15 protein-coding genes and 1 pseudogene are annotated in these 17,000 nt (G+C 50.2%); 12 read left to right on the top strand and 4 right to left on the bottom strand.

Annotated features, from left to right (window positions below; all coding sequences use genetic code 11):
- Positions 1–55: 55 nt before the first annotated feature.
- The 4 genes and pseudogenes from ACYVEA_RS11415 to eutC all read left to right on the top strand — a co-directional run bounded on the left by ACYVEA_RS11415 (position 56) and on the right by eutC (position 6,321).
- Entirely contained in the window at positions 56–2,563 is a 2,508-nt protein-coding gene (locus ACYVEA_RS11415; RefSeq protein ID WP_461113549.1) for a phosphocholine-specific phospholipase C, read from the top strand.
- A 31-nt stretch (positions 2,564–2,594) separates the two neighbouring features.
- Positions 2,595–3,944 carry an ethanolamine permease gene (gene eat / locus ACYVEA_RS11410; RefSeq protein ID WP_461113548.1) on the top strand — a complete coding sequence of 450 codons (1,350 nt, stop codon included), beginning with the start codon at positions 2,595–2,597 and terminating at the stop codon, positions 3,942–3,944.
- A 97-nt stretch (positions 3,945–4,041) separates the two neighbouring features.
- Positions 4,042–5,385: pseudogene (locus ACYVEA_RS11405) on the top strand (ethanolamine ammonia-lyase subunit EutB); the annotation flags it as partial.
- Between the two features lie 45 nt (positions 5,386–5,430).
- A complete protein-coding gene (gene eutC / locus ACYVEA_RS11400) occupies positions 5,431–6,321 on the top strand; it encodes an ethanolamine ammonia-lyase subunit EutC (RefSeq protein ID WP_461114074.1) in 891 nt (296 codons plus the stop codon).
- Between the two features lie 2 nt (positions 6,322–6,323).
- Here eutC and ACYVEA_RS11395 read toward each other — a convergent pair whose 3' ends face one another.
- Complete coding sequence (locus ACYVEA_RS11395) at positions 6,324–7,100, bottom strand: MIP/aquaporin family protein (protein WP_461113547.1); 777 nt, start codon at positions 7,098–7,100, stop codon at positions 6,324–6,326.
- Between the two features lie 208 nt (positions 7,101–7,308).
- On the opposite strand from ACYVEA_RS11395, the gene ACYVEA_RS11390 reads away from it, so the two are divergent.
- Together ACYVEA_RS11390 and ACYVEA_RS11385 are read left to right on the top strand one after the other, a co-directional pair.
- On the top strand, positions 7,309–8,052 hold the full coding sequence (locus ACYVEA_RS11390) for a 5'-nucleotidase C-terminal domain-containing protein (RefSeq protein ID WP_461113546.1): 744 nt from the start codon (positions 7,309–7,311) through the stop codon (positions 8,050–8,052).
- Positions 8,030–8,956 carry a metallophosphatase gene (locus ACYVEA_RS11385; RefSeq protein ID WP_461113545.1) on the top strand — a complete coding sequence of 309 codons (927 nt, stop codon included), beginning with the start codon at positions 8,030–8,032 and terminating at the stop codon, positions 8,954–8,956. Before ACYVEA_RS11390 ends, ACYVEA_RS11385 begins: the two co-directional genes overlap by 23 nt.
- Positions 8,957–9,065: 109 nt before the next feature.
- On the opposite strand, the gene ACYVEA_RS11380 is transcribed toward ACYVEA_RS11385, so the two are convergent.
- Positions 9,066–9,311, bottom strand: coding sequence for a helix-turn-helix domain-containing protein (locus ACYVEA_RS11380; RefSeq protein ID WP_461113544.1), 246 nt, complete (start codon positions 9,309–9,311; stop codon positions 9,066–9,068).
- A gap of 88 nt (positions 9,312–9,399) precedes the next feature.
- Here ACYVEA_RS11380 and ACYVEA_RS11375 point away from each other — a divergent pair, with 88 nt between their 5' ends.
- The 6 genes from ACYVEA_RS11375 (at position 9,400) to ACYVEA_RS11350 (ending at position 13,358) form a co-directional block, all read left to right on the top strand.
- Positions 9,400–9,969: a GIY-YIG nuclease family protein gene (locus ACYVEA_RS11375; RefSeq protein ID WP_461113543.1), complete on the top strand. Its 570-nt coding sequence runs from the start codon at positions 9,400–9,402 to the stop codon at positions 9,967–9,969.
- Between the two features lie 45 nt (positions 9,970–10,014).
- Positions 10,015–10,647 carry a hypothetical protein gene (locus ACYVEA_RS11370; RefSeq protein ID WP_461113542.1) on the top strand — a complete coding sequence of 211 codons (633 nt, stop codon included), beginning with the start codon at positions 10,015–10,017 and terminating at the stop codon, positions 10,645–10,647.
- A gap of 226 nt (positions 10,648–10,873) precedes the next feature.
- On the top strand, positions 10,874–11,320 hold the full coding sequence (locus ACYVEA_RS11365) for a DUF7684 family protein (RefSeq protein ID WP_461113541.1): 447 nt from the start codon (positions 10,874–10,876) through the stop codon (positions 11,318–11,320).
- A 321-nt stretch (positions 11,321–11,641) separates the two neighbouring features.
- On the top strand, positions 11,642–12,190 hold the full coding sequence (locus ACYVEA_RS11360; RefSeq protein WP_461113540.1) for a hypothetical protein: 549 nt from the start codon (positions 11,642–11,644) through the stop codon (positions 12,188–12,190).
- A 177-nt stretch (positions 12,191–12,367) separates the two neighbouring features.
- Positions 12,368–12,721 carry a hypothetical protein gene (locus ACYVEA_RS11355; protein ID WP_461113539.1) on the top strand — a complete coding sequence of 118 codons (354 nt, stop codon included), beginning with the start codon at positions 12,368–12,370 and terminating at the stop codon, positions 12,719–12,721.
- Positions 12,722–13,025: 304 nt separating this feature from the next.
- Complete coding sequence (locus ACYVEA_RS11350; protein WP_461113538.1) at positions 13,026–13,358, top strand: hypothetical protein; 333 nt, start codon at positions 13,026–13,028, stop codon at positions 13,356–13,358.
- 814 nt (positions 13,359–14,172) lie between these two features.
- Here ACYVEA_RS11350 and ACYVEA_RS11345 read toward each other — a convergent pair.
- Positions 14,173–14,607: a hypothetical protein gene (locus ACYVEA_RS11345; protein WP_461113537.1), complete on the bottom strand. Its 435-nt coding sequence runs from the start codon at positions 14,605–14,607 to the stop codon at positions 14,173–14,175.
- Positions 14,608–14,653: 46 nt separating this feature from the next.
- Positions 14,654–16,804: a xanthine dehydrogenase family protein molybdopterin-binding subunit gene (locus ACYVEA_RS11340; protein ID WP_461113536.1), complete on the bottom strand. Its 2,151-nt coding sequence runs from the start codon at positions 16,802–16,804 to the stop codon at positions 14,654–14,656.
- Positions 16,805–17,000: the final 196 nt, after the last annotated feature.

Here is a 17,000-nt window from a genome sequence, read left to right as displayed (position 1 = left end):
GTGAAAGCGGCTAGGCTCTGCCGCTTTCACTATTTTTGGCTATATTCCAAACGCTATGGATTCCAGAAGAGAGTTTCTCAAAAAAGCGGCTTTGCTGTCAACAGGTTTGTCGGGTATGTTGCCCGACTCGATTCAGAAAGCATTTGCCATTGATCCGCAACCCGGCACTACGTATCTGGACGCCGAGCATGTTGTGATCCTGATGCAGGAAAACCGCTCGTTCGATCATACCTTCGGAAGTCTTCAGGGCGTTCGGGGGTTCAACGACCCCAGAGCCATTGACCTGCCAAACAAAAACAAGGTTTGGTTACAGACGAACGCGGCCAGGGAAACGTATGCTCCGTTTCGGCTGAACATCCGGGATACGAAAGCAACCTGGATGAGTTCGTTGCCGCACTCCTGGGAGAATCAGGTGGATGCGCTCAACGGCGGTAAAAACGATAAATGGCTGGATGCCAAGCGATCAGGCAACAAAGACTACGCGAATATGCCCCTGACGATGGGCTACTACAACCGCGAAGACATCCCGTTCTATTATGCGCTGGCCGACGCCTTCACGGTCTGCGATCAGAATTTCTGTTCGTCGCTGACGGGAACGACCCCCAATCGGTTGTATTTCTGGACGGGTGCTCTACGCGATACGCGCGACCCAAAAGCGATGGCCAATGTTCGCAATGAAAATGTAGATTACGGGGTAGAAGCGAGCTGGACTACGTTCCCCGAGCGGCTGGAAGAACATGGTATTTCCTGGAAAATTTATCAGAACGAAATTAGTTTACCTACGGGTTTGGAAGGTGAAGCCGATGGCTGGCTTGGCAACTTTACCGACAACCCCATTGAGTGGTTCGAGCAGTACCGGGTGCGTTTCCATCCAGCCTATTATCCCTATATTCAGAAACAGGTCAACTTGCTTCCAGACAGCATACTGGCGCTGGAAACCAAGTTAAAAACCCTGTCCGAGAGTGATAAGGATTACGCCAAAACCAAACGGGACTTAGCCCGGCAGCAGCAGTGGCTGGAAATAATCAAGAAAGATCTGGTTACGTACACGCCCGAAGCGTATGCAAAACTGTCTCAACAGGAAAAAAATCTTCATAAAAAAGCCTTTACCACGAACGTTAACGACCCGAATTATCGAACGCTGTCTACCCTAACGTATCAGGATGGCGATACCAAACGGCAGGTTGAGGTGCCCAAAGGTGACGTACTGCATCAGTTCCGAACGGATGTAAAAACCAAGCAGTTGCCCACGGTTTCCTGGCTGATTGCACCCGAAAACTTCTCTGACCATCCGGGCGCGCCCTGGTATGGGGCCTGGTATATTTCGGAGGTTATGGATATTCTGACGCAGAATCCCGACGTTTGGAAAAAGACAATTTTCATTCTGGCCTACGATGAAAACGACGGCTATTTCGATCACGTACCACCGTTCGTGCCCGCCCACCCCGATCAGCCTGAAACGGGTTTGACGAGCAAAGGCATTGATACCCGGCTGGAATTCGTCACGAAAGAGCAGGAAGAGAAACGCAAAAATGGCGGACGTACCGGCCCGATTGGTTTGGGCTTCCGCGTACCGCTGGTAATTGCATCGCCCTGGAGCCGGGGTGGTTTCGTTTGCTCGGAAGTGTTCGATCATACCTCGACGCTTCAGTTTCTGGAAAATTTCCTGAGTCATAAAAAAGGTCAGAAACTGACGGAGTCAAACATCAGCCCGTGGCGACGTACCGTGTGTGGCGATCTGTCGTCTGCCTTCCGGCCGTACCAGGGTGAGAAAATCAAACTACCCGAATTTGTCGCAAAGAACGCTTTCTTCGAGAGCATTCACAAAGCGAAGTTCAAACCCGTACCAAGTGGCTATAAAGCGCTGGGCCCTGATGAAATTCGGCAGATTAACCAGGACCCGCTGGGGTCGTCCCATATTCCGGATCAGGAAAAAGGCATTCGTCCCGCCAATGCTCTCCCCTACGAGTTGTATGTGGATGGACGTAATGACAACCAGCACTTTACGATAACGCTGGCCGCTAAAACCGACGCTTTCGGTAAGCAGGCGGCTGGGGCTCCTTTTCAGGTTCACCAGATTCTGCCCGATGATATAAAAATCCGCTCGTACACCGTGGCCGCTGGTGATCAACTCAGCGACTCCTGGCCCTTGAATGCCCCCTGCCACCTGCGGGTTTATGGACCAAATGGGTTTCTGCGCGAATTCAGACGGGAATCTGGCAATCCACCCATCGAAATTTCCTGCGAGTATGAACGCGATACTAGAAAGAAATTTACCGGTAACGTAGTGGTGAAGCTAAAAAATATGGACCCACAACGCGCCTATTCCGTTCAGCTTACCGACAATGCCTATGGCACAAAAGGCGAGCAGAAATCACTCGACAAAGCGGGGATGAAAGGTGCCCAGCAGGCCATCGTCATGAACCTTACAACTAGTCACAACTGGTACGACTTCAGCGTAAAAATTGCCGGCGTTGACAGTTTCGAACATCGATATGCCGGTCGGGTGGAAACGGGCAAAGCCGGGTACAGCGACCCGCTGATGGGGAAAGTGATCAGTTAAAAAAATAAACGCAACGGCTATACTATCAACAATGGCAGAACAGCCCCAAGCATTAAAAAAAGCGTTAAAACCCATTCACTTGTGGGCGATTGGTGTAGGGCTAGTCATATCCGGTGAATATTTCGGCTGGAATTACGGCTGGGGCGTAGCGGGAACGGTGGGCCTGCTGATTGCGACACTCATCATTACGTTACTCTATTTCACGTTCATTTTTAGCTTTACTGAGCTGACCACCGCCATACCGAATGCGGGCGGCCCCTTCGCCTATGCCCTGCAGGCCTTTGGTCCGTTGGGGGCGCTGGTAGCGGGTTACGCCACCCTGATTGAATTCCTGTTTGCGACACCCGCTATTGGTCTGGCGCTGGGCAGCTACGTCCATTTTTTGTATCCTGGCGTTCCGGTTGTCTGGTGTTCAGTTGGCTCGTTCGTTGTCTTTACGATAATTAACCTGCTGGGTATCAAGGAAGCGGCCTGGTTTTCGCTGATCATGACCATCATTGCCATAGGTGAGCTATTGCTCTTCATTGGCGTCGTGTATCCATATACCAGATTTGATACGTTCATGCACAACCCCATGCCGTTTGGCTGGCCGGGTGTCTTTGCCGCATTACCCTTTGCCATCTGGCTTTTCGTCTGTCTGGAAGGCATTGCGATGGTCGCCGAAGAAGTGAAAGAAGGAAAAAATTCCATCGCCAAGGGGTACATCTCAGCGGTGTTGACGCTGGCTTTTCTGGCGTTGACCGTGATGATCAGCGTGGGCGGCATTACAGAATGGGAAAAGCTGGATCATCTCGACTATCCGATGCCCGAAGCGATTGCTATCGTGCTGGGTCGGCAAAATCCGCTCACCAAATTCTTCGCCAGCGTCGGCCTGTTTGGCTTGATTGCGTCCTTCCACGGCATCATCATCAGTTATTCCCGGCAGATTTTCGCGCTGGCCCGTAGTGGCTACCTACCTCATGGCCTTTCGCAGGTCAGCAAAACCCGCCAGGTACCGTACTGGGCTTTAGTAGTCGGATCTATGTTTGGTATTCTGGCCTTAACTTTACTGGATACGAGCAAGTTAGTCGTTCTGTCAACCATTGGCGCGGTGGTTGTTTATATCGTAAGTATGCTCTCTTTATTCCAGCTTCGGCAAACTCAGCCTGCGTTGCCACGCCCATTTAAAGCGCCTTTTTATCCCATCGTTCCGGCCATTGCGCTTGCATTGGCCCTGGTAGCCTTAGGCGCAATGCTTTATTTTTATAGCTGGCTGAGTTTGCTATTTTTCGGCGGTTTGATCATAATCATAATCGCCTTTTACGTATCAGGCCGGTATCGAAAAATCCAGCAGGAGTGGAAAACTGAAATGAAAATACCCCACCCCCGGCCCCTCCCCTGAAAACCAGGGGAGGGGTGCATCCTAGCCTTTCTTTAGCCCCTCCCCTAGTTTTTAGGGGAGGGGGTTTGGGGTGGGGTAAATCTAACATATACCAATCATGGCGTATCAATGTACCATCGGCAGCTTTACGTATCGCTTCGAGGACTTGAAGGAACTCTTGGCGAAAGCGAGTCCGTTACGTTCCGGCGATGGGCTGGCGGGACTGGCGGCCGAGAGCTACGAGGAGCGCGTAGCAGCTCAGATCGCCCTGGCGGATGTGCCGCTGGCTACGTTCCTCAATGAGGCCGTTATTCCCTATGAACTCGATGATGTTACCCGCTTAATAATTGATACTCACCACAAAGCGGCTTTTGCTCCTATCAGTCATTTTACGGTTGGTGAATTGCGGGACTGGTTGCTCGGAGACGAAGCCACTACCTTTACGTTACAACAACTAGCCCCCGGACTTACGCCCGAAATGGTGGCCGCCGTATCAAAATTGATGCGGAATCAGGACTTGATTCTGGTAGCCAAAAAATGCGAAGTAGTCACCCAATTCCGGAACACAATGGGCCTGCGGGGGCATCTTTCCGTTCGGCTTCAGCCCAATCATCCCACCGACGATGCCAAGGGCATAGCAGCCAGCATCATCGATGGTTTGCTCTACGGCAGCGGAGACGCGATGATCGGAATTAATCCGGCCACGGATAGCCCGGCGGCTACGTCCCGGCTGCTGTACATGCTGGATGGATTGCGCGAGCGGTTTGCCATGCCGATCCAGAGTTGTGTGCTGAGCCACATCACCACTACGTTGCAATTGGTTGAGCAACGCGTGCCAGTTGACCTTATTTTTCAGTCCATTGCCGGAACACAACAGGCGAACGCCAGTTTTGGGGTAAATCTGGCACTTTTGCAGGAAGCCTACGAGGCAGGTCTATCCCTGAAGCGGGGGACAATTGGCAATAACGTAATGTATTTCGAGACGGGTCAGGGCAGTGCTCTGTCGTCGGGCGCGCATCACCATGTCGATCAGCAAACCTGCGAAGCACGGGCCTATGCCGTTGCCCGTCAATACAAGCCTTTTCTGGTCAATTCAGTTGTCGGCTTCATTGGGCCGGAGTATTTATTCGACGGAAAACAGATCATTCGGGCCGGGCTCGAAGATCACTTTTGCGGTAAACTACTGGGCTTGCCCATGGGTATGGACATTTGCTACACGAACCACGCGCAGGCCGATCAGGACGATATGGATACCTTGCTGACCCTGCTGGGCGTATCAGGCATTAACTTTATCATGGGCGTTCCCGGTGCCGATGACATCATGCTGAACTACCAGTCGACCTCCTTCCACGATGCGTTATACCTGCGTCGGGTTCTTGGCCTGCGACCCGCGCCTGAGTTTGAAGAATGGCTGCTTCGTCAGGGCATCATGGATGCTCAAGGGAATCGACTATCTGATGGAGCCTGGAGCCGGGGACTGGGGGCATGGGGCCTTGAGCAAGGGGCTTTGGGCGGAGTCAAACACATAACAACAAATCCTATACCTACAGCGCTACTTCCGACGCCCTATGCTCCAAGCCCCCTGCCCCAGGCGTCATACCCCCTACGTCCCTCACCCGATGAATGGGAACCACTAAAAGCGTTTACAAACGCCCGGATCGCGCTCGGGCGAACCGGCGTTTCTGTGCCGCTGAAAGAGTCGCTTCAGTTTAAGCTGGCGCACGCCCATGCCAAAGATGCCGTTTATTCACACTTGGAGGTTAACGAGTTACTGGCTTCTTTATCAAGTACGGGCTTGCCGGTTCACTACGCTAAAAGTCAGGCAAATAACCGGGACGTATACTTGCAGCGCCCTGATTTAGGCCGTTTACTGGATGAATCATCAATCAATAAAATTCAACAACTCAAAAGCCCACCCGCTGATATCAGTATCATCGTTGCGGATGGACTTTCGGCCACAGCCATTAACAAAAATGCGGCAGAGGTGGTCGATTTGCTGGTTAAAAAAGCGCAACAGGCAGGTTACTCACTATCGCCAATCATGCTGGTGGAACAGGGGCGGGTCGCGATGACCGATGCCATTGGCGGACTGCTACGTCCTAGATTGGCCGTCATGCTGATTGGCGAGCGGCCCGGCCTCAGCTCCTTTGACAGCATTGGCGCGTATATCACCTATGCACCCGAGCCTGGCTTAACGGACGAACGACGAAACTGCATCTCGAACATTCGGGAGCAGGGACTGCCGCCGGCGCTGGCTGTAGACAAACTCATGTACCTGATTAATTCGGCGTTTCAGTTGCAGTTAACCGGTGTAGCGTTGAAGGATAATGATAGCAGTGGCGATAGCCGTATAAACACTAATTCAGGCGCCGACAAAATAGACTATTTCAAAAAGTAGTCTTAAATACTCGCGGGTTGTTCCTGTCCACGCAGGAAGCCGGTTGGGTCGTGCCCGAAATGGCAAAGTTTGGCGATGTCATTCTGTAGCCATTGCAGTAAGGGAGAGGCAAATAATAGTAGTGCCGCAACGGTGCCCGTTATAGGTGCCAGCCAGTAGAGCCAGTGGTCGGTCCAGATGCCGGTTAATAACGCGGGGCCAAAACTACGCGCCGGGTTAGCACTACACCCCGACAGCGGTGCTTCCAAACCTACCAATATGGCAAACAGGGGCGGTATCATATAAGGCGTATAAGCTTTTAGCCGATCGTGGCCCGTGAACAGCAAAATCAAACTGATCAGGCAAAAGGTGCAGACCGTTTCCCCGGCAAAGGCAATACCCATACTACGTCCTGGTACCGTTATGCCTTCGTGCAGGCTCTCACCCATTGGCCCCCATATGTACAGGGCACCTGCACCAAGGGAAGCACCAATTAACTGAGCCGTAATATAGCCCAGCAAACCGCGCCAGGGCATCAGGCCGCGTCCGAAGAAGGCGAGGGTGACGGCCGGATTCAGATGCGCGCCACTCAATCGTCCCAGGGGCGACAAGGTGACCAGACAACCTACGGTGCCAAATAAAAAGCCGGTAAGTATCCGGCGCACCAGTGCATCGGGAAGCCAGTCGGCGACTCGGCTCCCCGCGCCGAAGTTAAAAATCACCGCTGAAATCCCGCCAAAAATCAGTAAGGCTGTCCCCACGCACTCAGCCGCCAGTGCCTTCCATTGTTGCTGCTTCATCCGTGGTTAATTTAGGCAAAATACCCGCGTAACCCACTGATATAAGTCACAATAGCCGTTTTGTGAAAGACAACCCTCAAATTCTACCATATTCAAAGCCTGCTTGCGGGATGAAGGCGACAATCATACGTTAGCAGGCAGGCAACCGGGGGTTTCTAATGATTTGTTAACACATGATTGCCCAGAGTTTCCGAACTTGCAGCTACTTATGAAAAGATACCTACTGCTCCTGATGCTTGCCGGATTTGCGGCCTGTCATCCGGGTGGCTATCACCTTACGAACCGAACGGCCAACCGCATCGGTGTGGATTCTCTGACCGCGTCAGCCGACAGCAGCGTGGCGAATTTTCTGCAACCCTATCGGCAGGGCCTCAACAAAGCGATGAACGAGGTACTTGCCCGAGCAAGCGCCCCTATCAATAAAGGTCAGCCGGAAGGACCGCTCAACGACCTGCTTACCGACGCACTCCTGCAACAGGCCACCCAGCGCTACGGAAAACCCATCGACTGTTCGCACCTGAACTACGGAGGCATTCGAAATAACCTGCCGGAAGGCAACATCACGACCGGTTCCATTTTTGAGGTTATGCCTTTCGATAATCAGTTGATTGTGCTGACGGTTACCGGCGATATGCTCCAGCAATTGTTCAATCACTTTGCCAAAGGCGACAAACTGGTGGTGGGCGGATTACGCGCCAAGATCCATAACGAACAGGTGACATCCGTTACATTCACCAATGGCCGGACGCTCCAACCCAACGAAACCTACACCGTTGTGATGAGCGACTACGTTGCCGACGGTGGCGACAACGCCAATTTTCTTAAAAATGCCATCAAGCGCGAAAACATCAACTACCTCATGCGGGATGCCCTGATCGATTACTTCCGAAATCAGGGTAAAACCGGTCAACCCATTAACCCTGTTTCCGATGGACGCATCAGCATCGAATAGACGTCAGTTCTTAAAATTACTGGGTACGGCTGCTGTCGTTGGCGCCGTCGCCCCCGACGTATTGGCTAGTGCCGGGCGACGTGGTTCGTCATCGCTAACCATTTTGCATACCAACGACGTACATAGCCGACTGGATCCATTCCCGATGGACGGGAGCCGCAATGCGGGTAAGGGTGGGGTTACCCGCCGGGCCACACTCATCCAGAAAATTCGGCAGGAGCAAAAGAACGTACTGGTGTTCGACGCAGGTGATATTTTCCAGGGAACGCCCTATTTCAACCTCTACAAGGGCGAGCCCGAAATCCTGGCGATGGACCGGCTTGGTTACGATGCCGGTACCATCGGCAATCACGATTTCGATGGTGGCATCGAGAATATGGTAACCCAATTCGGCAAGGCAACGTTTCCGCTGCTGATCGCTAATTACGATTTCAAAAACACGGTGATGGATGGTAAGACGATGCCGTACAAAGTGTTTGAAAAAGACGGTATTCGCGTAGGTGTTTTCGGTTTGGGCATTCAGCCAGCCGGTTTGATTCCGCAAAACGCCTACAAGGAGACCAAATACCTCGATCCAATCGACATCGGTAACGACACTGCAGCCACGCTACGAAACGACAAGAAATGTGATTACGTCATTTGCCTGTCGCACCTTGGTTTCAAGTATAATGAGCCAACCGTTTCGGACAACGTACTGGCCGCGAAAACCCGGAATATTGACCTGATTATTGGTGGCCATACGCACACCTTTTTGGACGCCCCCGTAGCGGTCAACAATCCCGACGGCCAGCCGGTTTGGATTAATCAGGTTGGGTTTGCCGGTATCAATTTAGGCCGTATTGACCTGACGTTCGAGCAAGGCAAAGCGGTGAGCAGTACCGGCAAATCGGTCGAAGTAAAGTAATTTTTTTGCAGGAAGTCACCAGCAGCTTTTCAGAGAAGCTACCTGGTTTACTACGTATACTCATCACCAAAGCCCGTTGCGAAATCATCTGATTTCGCAACGGGCTTTTTCATGCGGTCAGGGGCGGCCCTTCGCCGGTCAATACGTAGCGCATGTTCATGCTCGGATACAGCCGGGCAATGGCCGCCAGGGACTCGCTGCTCAGGTAAGTTTTATTGCCAATATGCCGATAAAATTTCTCGCGGCTAATCCCCAATTCTTTCGCTAATCGGTAGACCGAAACGCCCTGTTTGGCCAGCGCTTCCTTGAGCCATTTCCCCTGAATATCGTTCTTTTTCTCGCGTCGTCCAGCCATTTTCAAAGCTATAAAAAAGGCTTAAAAACGCGAAAAAATATAGGTATTATTTGTTGGATATAAGTATTGTTTGTATTATATTTAATACATGAAAGAGACGCAAAAAACCACCAAAAAACACCTTGATTTGGGTCAGATTCTCGATAGCGCAACGCTATTTCAGCCCCAGCCATGCATTTATTATTTGATCAATGCCAACGATGAAGTGGTGTACGTTGGTCAGACGATGAGTCTGTATCCCCGGCTTTTAAATCACAAATTTTCAGGTAAGGAATTCGTCCGATTTAGCTTCATCCCCTGCGACGAAAATGACCTGGATCGACTGGAGCAGGAAGCCATTGCCAGGTTCCAGCCTGAACTCAACAAGGCCCCCGCAACGACCCCAACATCAAGCCATTTGAGCAAGCAATTAATCTGCCTGAAGCACAACATAACGCCCATTGCCTTCGAGCGGCTGAGAGAAGCCTTTGGCCTTCAGCCGGTCAGTTCATTCGGCAATGTGAAGTATTACAAACCCGAAGATGTTGATGCCTGGCTAAAGCGATTTAAGGGATTGGTCATGACAGGCGGCCGACACGTATTGCAAGCACGGCCTCAATACCTGGCAGTGGGTATAAGTTCCAGGACCAAACAAATACAGTTATATACGAAACGGTAATAGGTTCCAACTGACAAGTACTATTCCTGAGAGGTGGGAGAACAGATGAATTTGATAGAAAGAAACTTTGACACGCCGTTAGGATTAGTTAGCTGCGGTTTCAAATGTATTAAGGTTCAACTCTTCGAGACAAAAAAGTATATAAATGGTGAATCTGAAATTTTCAGTTCGTTAGCCCATAGAGTTGAGGTAGTCACTTTCAAAATTCGGCAGCCACTCTACAATGGTGAAACTGTCGCTGGCAGTAACGGTTGGCTAATACGTATTGAAAGAATAGCGGATGTGGATGAGGAAATAGAATCATTTTGTGTACTCAAAGCAAAAAATAGTGATGTGAATTTTGACGTTGCTACGGGTGAATCCTTAGATGCAATCGAAGCCTTCAATAATGACTGGACGCTGCATATAGGAACAGAAGATGGTGAAATGCTGCGCTCAAGAGCCGAACTTGATGACTGGTTTCCGCCACGATTAAAGGACCGAGTGGATTTCTCTATATCGATAACTCAAATGAGAAAGAACGGCTTCACAACACACTTACCCCATCTGAAAGTGGGCGAAAAAATCAGTGTTCACTATTTAACCGCTTATGATACAAGAAGCGAACGTAAAGTAAGTACTTGGCTTGCCGTAGAAGAATCTAAACGAGCGTTAGAAAACTGGATTGGGCTGTGGTAAATTGTTGCCCACAGCAGGGCAGCTTTGACAGGAAGCGCGTTCCGTCCGAGGGTTTTCAGCCCAACCAAACGGGTGTGTAAGGGTGCAGGTACGTGTATTCAGTGGAGCTATGCGCCCACCATAAGCCCTCATGGTCGTTTGGTGAACACAACAAGCTGAAAAACAGCGTAGTGGTCGGCTTCGGTTGACAGACAGCACGGCTCAATAATTAACTTAAAAAGCCAATTTGGAAAAACGTATCAATTCTCGTGAGATTCTTTTTGTAGAGTACAATACCGCTCAAAATTGGTACGCTCAAATCCCGAATCAGAATTGGTTATGCGTCCTAATCAGTGATGACCGAGATAGAAGGTACCTCAACGAGGTTATCACTAAAATTATCGCCAAAGATGTTTGCTGGATTTGCACCCTTGGAAAGCAATGCGAACTAGTACATGATTTGATAGATGAAGAAATTGTATTTAGAGAAGTTGACATAGAGGATTTATATCTTCCGAAGCATGAGATTATGACGACATGGCATCATGATTTTGAAGAAGGAATCTGGTTTTCAATAATTGCGGCTAACCACGACGAAATTGCCATTGAGAAAGTCATATTACTCGACATGACCAATGGGCAAAGGATAAACGACATCCAAATGGGTCTGGATAAAGCGGAACACTTTGGTTAAAAAGAAGGGTAGCTTCCCGTCGACAGGAAGCACGTCTTGGAGGAACGTTTGCAGCCCAACTAAACAGGGGTGTAAAGGTACAAGTACGTATATTCAGTTAAGTTATGCCATCACCATCAACACCCACAGGTGTTGGGTGGCGGGTCCATGCAGTGAGTTAAAGGCAAGTTACCTGCGACAGTGGAGCAACGAGTTAGTTAAGCTAATGCTCATTGGCGAAATACGTGTGACACCAGAATCGCCCCTGAAAAGAAATCATTAAAGGAAAGTTGCGGCCGACAAATCAAATGCTTCATAACGGAACTTCTATTACAACTATTCATGACTGAACGAGCCTTTAAGACCCTTATCGAGTACCTTGGAAAAGTACCAGCAATTCAAAAACCAATCGGTTTTGGCGCTGACGAAAGTGGATTATGGTGGGTTAAGTTCAAGATTGATATAACGAACCCTTTGGCTTGGCACGTCGTGCAAGAAGTAGGACATGTCTGTAATTATTTGTCTGCCGGTGAGCGCCTGCCGACCCTGTTTTACCCTGTTTCGCCACCCGCCTACCTACCTGAAGATTTTCTTTCTTGGGTGATTGAAACTAAAGACCGTAACTTTAAGCCGGGCACGTTATTACATTGGTTGGAAGGACGATTACCCAGGCCAGTTGAGGATTTGAGCCAGTGGCAATTTGACGAAGACGAAGAATGGTTTAAGTATTCCGCTTTGCGTGGGGTAGCTTCCCGGCGACAGGGTTCCCGTCCCGGTGGAGGCTTGGCAGCCCAACCAAACAGGGGTGTAAAGGTCAGAAGTAAGTATATTGAGTCAAGTTATGCCTGCCCCATCAGCCCCCTGAGTCGTTGGGTGAACACGACAAGCTGATAACGTAATAGTGGAGTCTCGCGTGACAGGGGGCACGTCCCGTGACAAGACTCTTTCGGCTCCTTAATCAACTTCGGTTGACACGAGAACCGCCCCGGTTAGGTAGGTCTTAGGTTTCCATTTCCAGCTCTCGGCTGACAAAACAAACTTTTGAGTACTTGTAAACTCTAATCCGTAATGTCCACATCTATCATTTTTAGTCTACTAGGGTGGGTAGTTTTAGCCCTCAACTTGTATGCGATCTATAAAGTCTGGAAAGCCAATGTCTTCTCCAAATGGTGGAAGATATTGCTTCCTATTCTCGTTAATTTACCTACGCTTACTTATTCGGCGGCCCAAGGCGTAGGTTTTCAGTTATTGAACTTCTTGCTATTCGGCAAAGGCGTTGCTCAAAATTACCAGTCCAACCCTTTTGAACCGGTTATAGCAGGTGAAACTATCTCGTTTGCTCTGCCGTTGGGGGCGCTTTATGTGTTCTACAAGCTGGATAACTGGGTTCGGACGAAAGAATATGCCGAGGAAGGTGTTTAATGGCTGGGCATGGGCAGCCTTCCGGTGACAGGAAGCACGTCCCGAAGGCGGCTTTGCAGCCCAACTAAACAGGGGGTGTAAAGGTACAAGTACGTATATTCAGTTAAGTTTTGCCTTCACCATCAACACCCTCATGGTCGTTGGGTGGACAACAGGTTGCCTGCCGCAGAGGTCAAGCTTTTTGCTCGTTTGGCGGGTTCCGGTTGACACAGGAAGCGCCTGAGTTAGCCAGCTAAAAAGTATGTATGCTACGTTCTGTGCGACAGGCTAACCGTTTCTACTTCGGTAAAGTATGTTAGTGTAAATGGATAAAAAACGGATTTTACAGACGCTATTTATTGGTTTTATTTGCCTCTTCATTGTGACGAAGGTTGTCAGATTAGTAATTGATTATTATATTCCTTCTTTTCTCTTTGAGTTGATTGACCAAGCAAAAGCTGATAAAGCCTTGATGGAACGTATAGGAGGTTACGAAGAGTATAGGTTTTCGTATTCATCGCCAGACCGAGCCAAATTACATTTTGAACTGTCAATTATTGGCGACGACAGCACAATCACTTATGAAGGTCAGGCCACTAAACTTTCGGAAAGGCAGTGGAGGATTGAACAAGTTAAATCAACTGTTTGGACACCTTAATCTCTGACTTGAAAGGGTAGCTTTCCTATGACAGGATGCTCGCCCCTGAAGGAGAGTTTGCAGCCCAACAAGCAGGGGGTGTAAAGGCTTGGCTACTGTTGTTCAGCAAGTTAAGCTCCTCATCCATCAGCCCTCTAGGGCGTTGGGCGCATAGCAAAAAATGGGTGTACTAGGCGGGTTATCTGCGACAAGCTGCACGCCCCGGTTTGGCAAGTTGGGCTCCCATTTCCAAGTTCCGGTTGACAAGAGGAACGCCCCAATAGGACAGGTTATGGTATACGCCCGTAATGACAATACACAATAACTTAAATACGATGCAAAATTGGATCAAAAAATTACTGGGTTGGGGGTTAGTCATTTTGGGTGCGTTTATTCTAATCATACAATTAGGGCGTTTCCCCCTTCTACTAAACATACTGGTGGCAGTTGTGTCGGAAGGCCCGAGCACTTTTAGCATGGGTAGAGTTTTGGGGGAGTTCACAGCTTTCATCTTGTTTTTGGCGCTTGCTTCCTTTCTTATCAAAAAGGGTATGGCAATCTCCAGTAACGCAAAAACTGTCTCCGGTAATTGAATAGTAGTAAATGTGGCGAGATTGAAGCTTTGTTTCGCTCCGCGTGGGCAGGCTACCGCTGACAAGACGCTCGTCCCGTCGGACGCTTTCCAGCCCAACCAAATGAGGGTGAAAAGGTTGGTAGTTGTTCGAGTTCAGTAACGTAGCGTCATCATCCATTAGCCCTTGGGGACGTTGGGTAGACGAAACACTTGTTTTGTAATGATACTACAAGAATAGCTGTCCTCCGATTGAACAACAGATCACTTTGCTGTCACCTGCACAACGTAGGTACATACAACTTCGCCGTTGCCGGTTCCATCTATTGGCTTCCTCGTGAAAACAACATTTGCCGTGCCGGACGTAACACCTTTTATCTGAAAAATCATGGGTCCGGTAGTATCACGTTTTAACGTATCGACGGCCGGAGTCAGATTACGCCTGGATACTTCAACAACCTCCTGATTGTCGGACGCGCCAATTAATTCCCACGAGCCGTTCCCCCCTTTGGACAACGTAATATCTTTGATTTCTCCGACAGAGACACGTAGCGTTTTCTGGGAACCGGTGCTGGGTTGGCTAGTCTGGGCACAGGCCATCAAGCCAATCATAAGCGCAACAGGCCAAGTCCGTTTAGCCATTGGCCAGATCTTATTGCCCGATACAGATCGGTTAGAAAAAGTAGTTTTAGTAGTCATAGGGTTGTAACTATCCGGTTGCCCTAACGGTTTGAAATCACCGCAATTACAATAGCTTATCGGGCGTAATGGGTAATTCCCGAATGCGTTTGCCAGTGGCATGATATACCGCATTGGCCAGAGCAGCCGCAAAGCCAATCAACCCAATTTCACCCATGCCTTTGGCGCCAATGGGATCGAGAAAAGCGTCGGGCTGATTAATAAGAATGACATCAATGACTGGAACATCGGCGCAAACGGGTACGTGATAGTCAGCCAGATCTTTGGTGACGTACCGACCGTAACGGTGATCAATGACGCCATCTTCCATCAGCGCCATACCAATTCCCCAAACCACCGATCCCAGCACCTGACTGCGGGCGGTGTGTTGATTGATCACCTTCCCTACATCCAGCGCCGACACCACCCGACTTACCCGAACTTCGCCCGTTGCCGCATGCACGCGCACTTCAACGAAATTGGCACAGAAGGATTGTCCCGACCGTTTCTCTTTACCCGGCTCCTCCTTCGACTCTTTCGTTACGTCCACTTGGGTTAGATTGTGCTGCTTCAGCAGATCGGCGTAAGCTTGTCCATCACGGCTTTTCTGGTCGGCTGCCAGCGTCTGCAATTTCTCTTTCAACGCGACACAAACGTCATGAACCGCCGAGCCAACCGACGCTGTCGTATGCGAACCAAACTGCCCCGGTGCCGGGGGTAACGACGAATCGCCCAGTTCAAAACGAATCCTGGCGGGGGCCATACCCATCACGTCGGCGGCAATCTGCGTCATGATCGTGTACGTGCCGGGACCAACATCGGCGGTGGCACTTTGCACGATCAACGTACCATCCGCCTGCAACACAGCTCGCGCCGTTGCGGGCGATCGGTTGGCGTGGTAGATGCCTGCTGCCATCCCCGTTCCAATCAGCCAGGATCCATCGCGTGTTGAGCGGGGCGTGGGATTTCGCTTCGACCAGCCGAAGCGTTGAGCACCCTGTTCATAGCACATTTTGAGGTAATTACTCGACCAGGGCGCCCCGTTTTCCGGATCAACTTCAGCATAATTAGCCAGCCGCAAAGCCAACGGGTCCATCTTTAACGCATATGCTAACTCGTCCATCGCCGATTCAAGCGCAAACGAGCCGCTGGTTTCGCCGGGGCCACGTGTCCAGCAGGGTGTACTGAGATCAAGTGGAATGAGTCGATACGTAGCGTTGAGATTCGGGCAGTTATAAAGCGACTTTGTCGGGTGAATGGTCCGTTCCGTAAACTGCTCATAGGCCGACGTGGAGCCATAAGCCTCATGAGTGATGCCCACTAATTTACCGTCAGCCGTAGCGCCCAGGCCCACTTTCTGAACGGATCGAGGCCGATAACCAACCATGTTAAACACCTGATCACGTCGCAGGGCCACTTTCACGGGCCGCCCTACTTTCTTAGCTCCCAGAATCGCAGCCATTTCCTGTGGCCAGACCCGCGACGAACTACCAAAAGCCCCGCCCACAAACGGCGAATGCACATGAACGTTTGCTTCGGGCAAGTCAAATGCCTTCATAATATCGCTCTGAGCCAGTTTGGACGCCTGCGTCTTGTTGTAAACCGTTACCTTGTCACCCTCCCACACGGCCGTCGTCGCGTGTGGCTCCATGGGATTATGCACATGAATCGGCGTTTGGTATTCCTGCTCGATGTGGATGGGCGCGCTTTTATAGGCATCCGCGATACCACGGGCCGAGTCATCCGGGCGTTTTGGTTTATAAGCTTTGGAAAGCCCCTTACGAATGTTGGTCTGGTGCGGCTCCTGAACGTATTCAACTTTAACCAGGGAGGCCGCATGCGTCGCCCGTTCGAACGTATCGGCTACCGCCAGCGCAACCGGCTGATTGTTATATAGAATTTTGTCATCGTAGAAAAGGCGAAATTCCTGGCCCACCACCCGTGTCTTTTCGGGATCGGGCTTTAGGTCATAACCCGGCACCCTGGGTGAATTTATATGCGTAATAATTGCCAGTACTCCGGGGGCTTCTTCGGCAGCAGTTGTTTCGAGGGTTTTAATACGTCCTTTAGCAATTGTGCTGGTCACCAGTACTCCATAAGCCATGTCGGGCAACTCGTATTCGACGGCGTATTTTGCGCCCCCGGTCACTTTCAGATGACCATCCACACGGGTCAGTGGATCGCCAATACGAATCTGATTCAACGATGTTCCTTCCATACTCTCTTTCGGGGTAAGCAGTCAAGTTTTCACTCTACTACTTTTTCTTTGCCAAAAGGTTCTGGATAGTGATCTTACCGATGTTTTTCTGACAGGGAAGCTATTTGAACTTTTTATTATGACCGGCAAATCGCGTACTTTTTGTCCTGCTGACGCAGCCGGGCCAACGGTTGGATTTGCAGAATTTCTTTTTGCT

The sequence above is a fragment of the Spirosoma jeollabukense genome (genome assembly GCF_054777855.1).
This window is presented reverse-complemented; position numbering and strand designations above follow the sequence as displayed.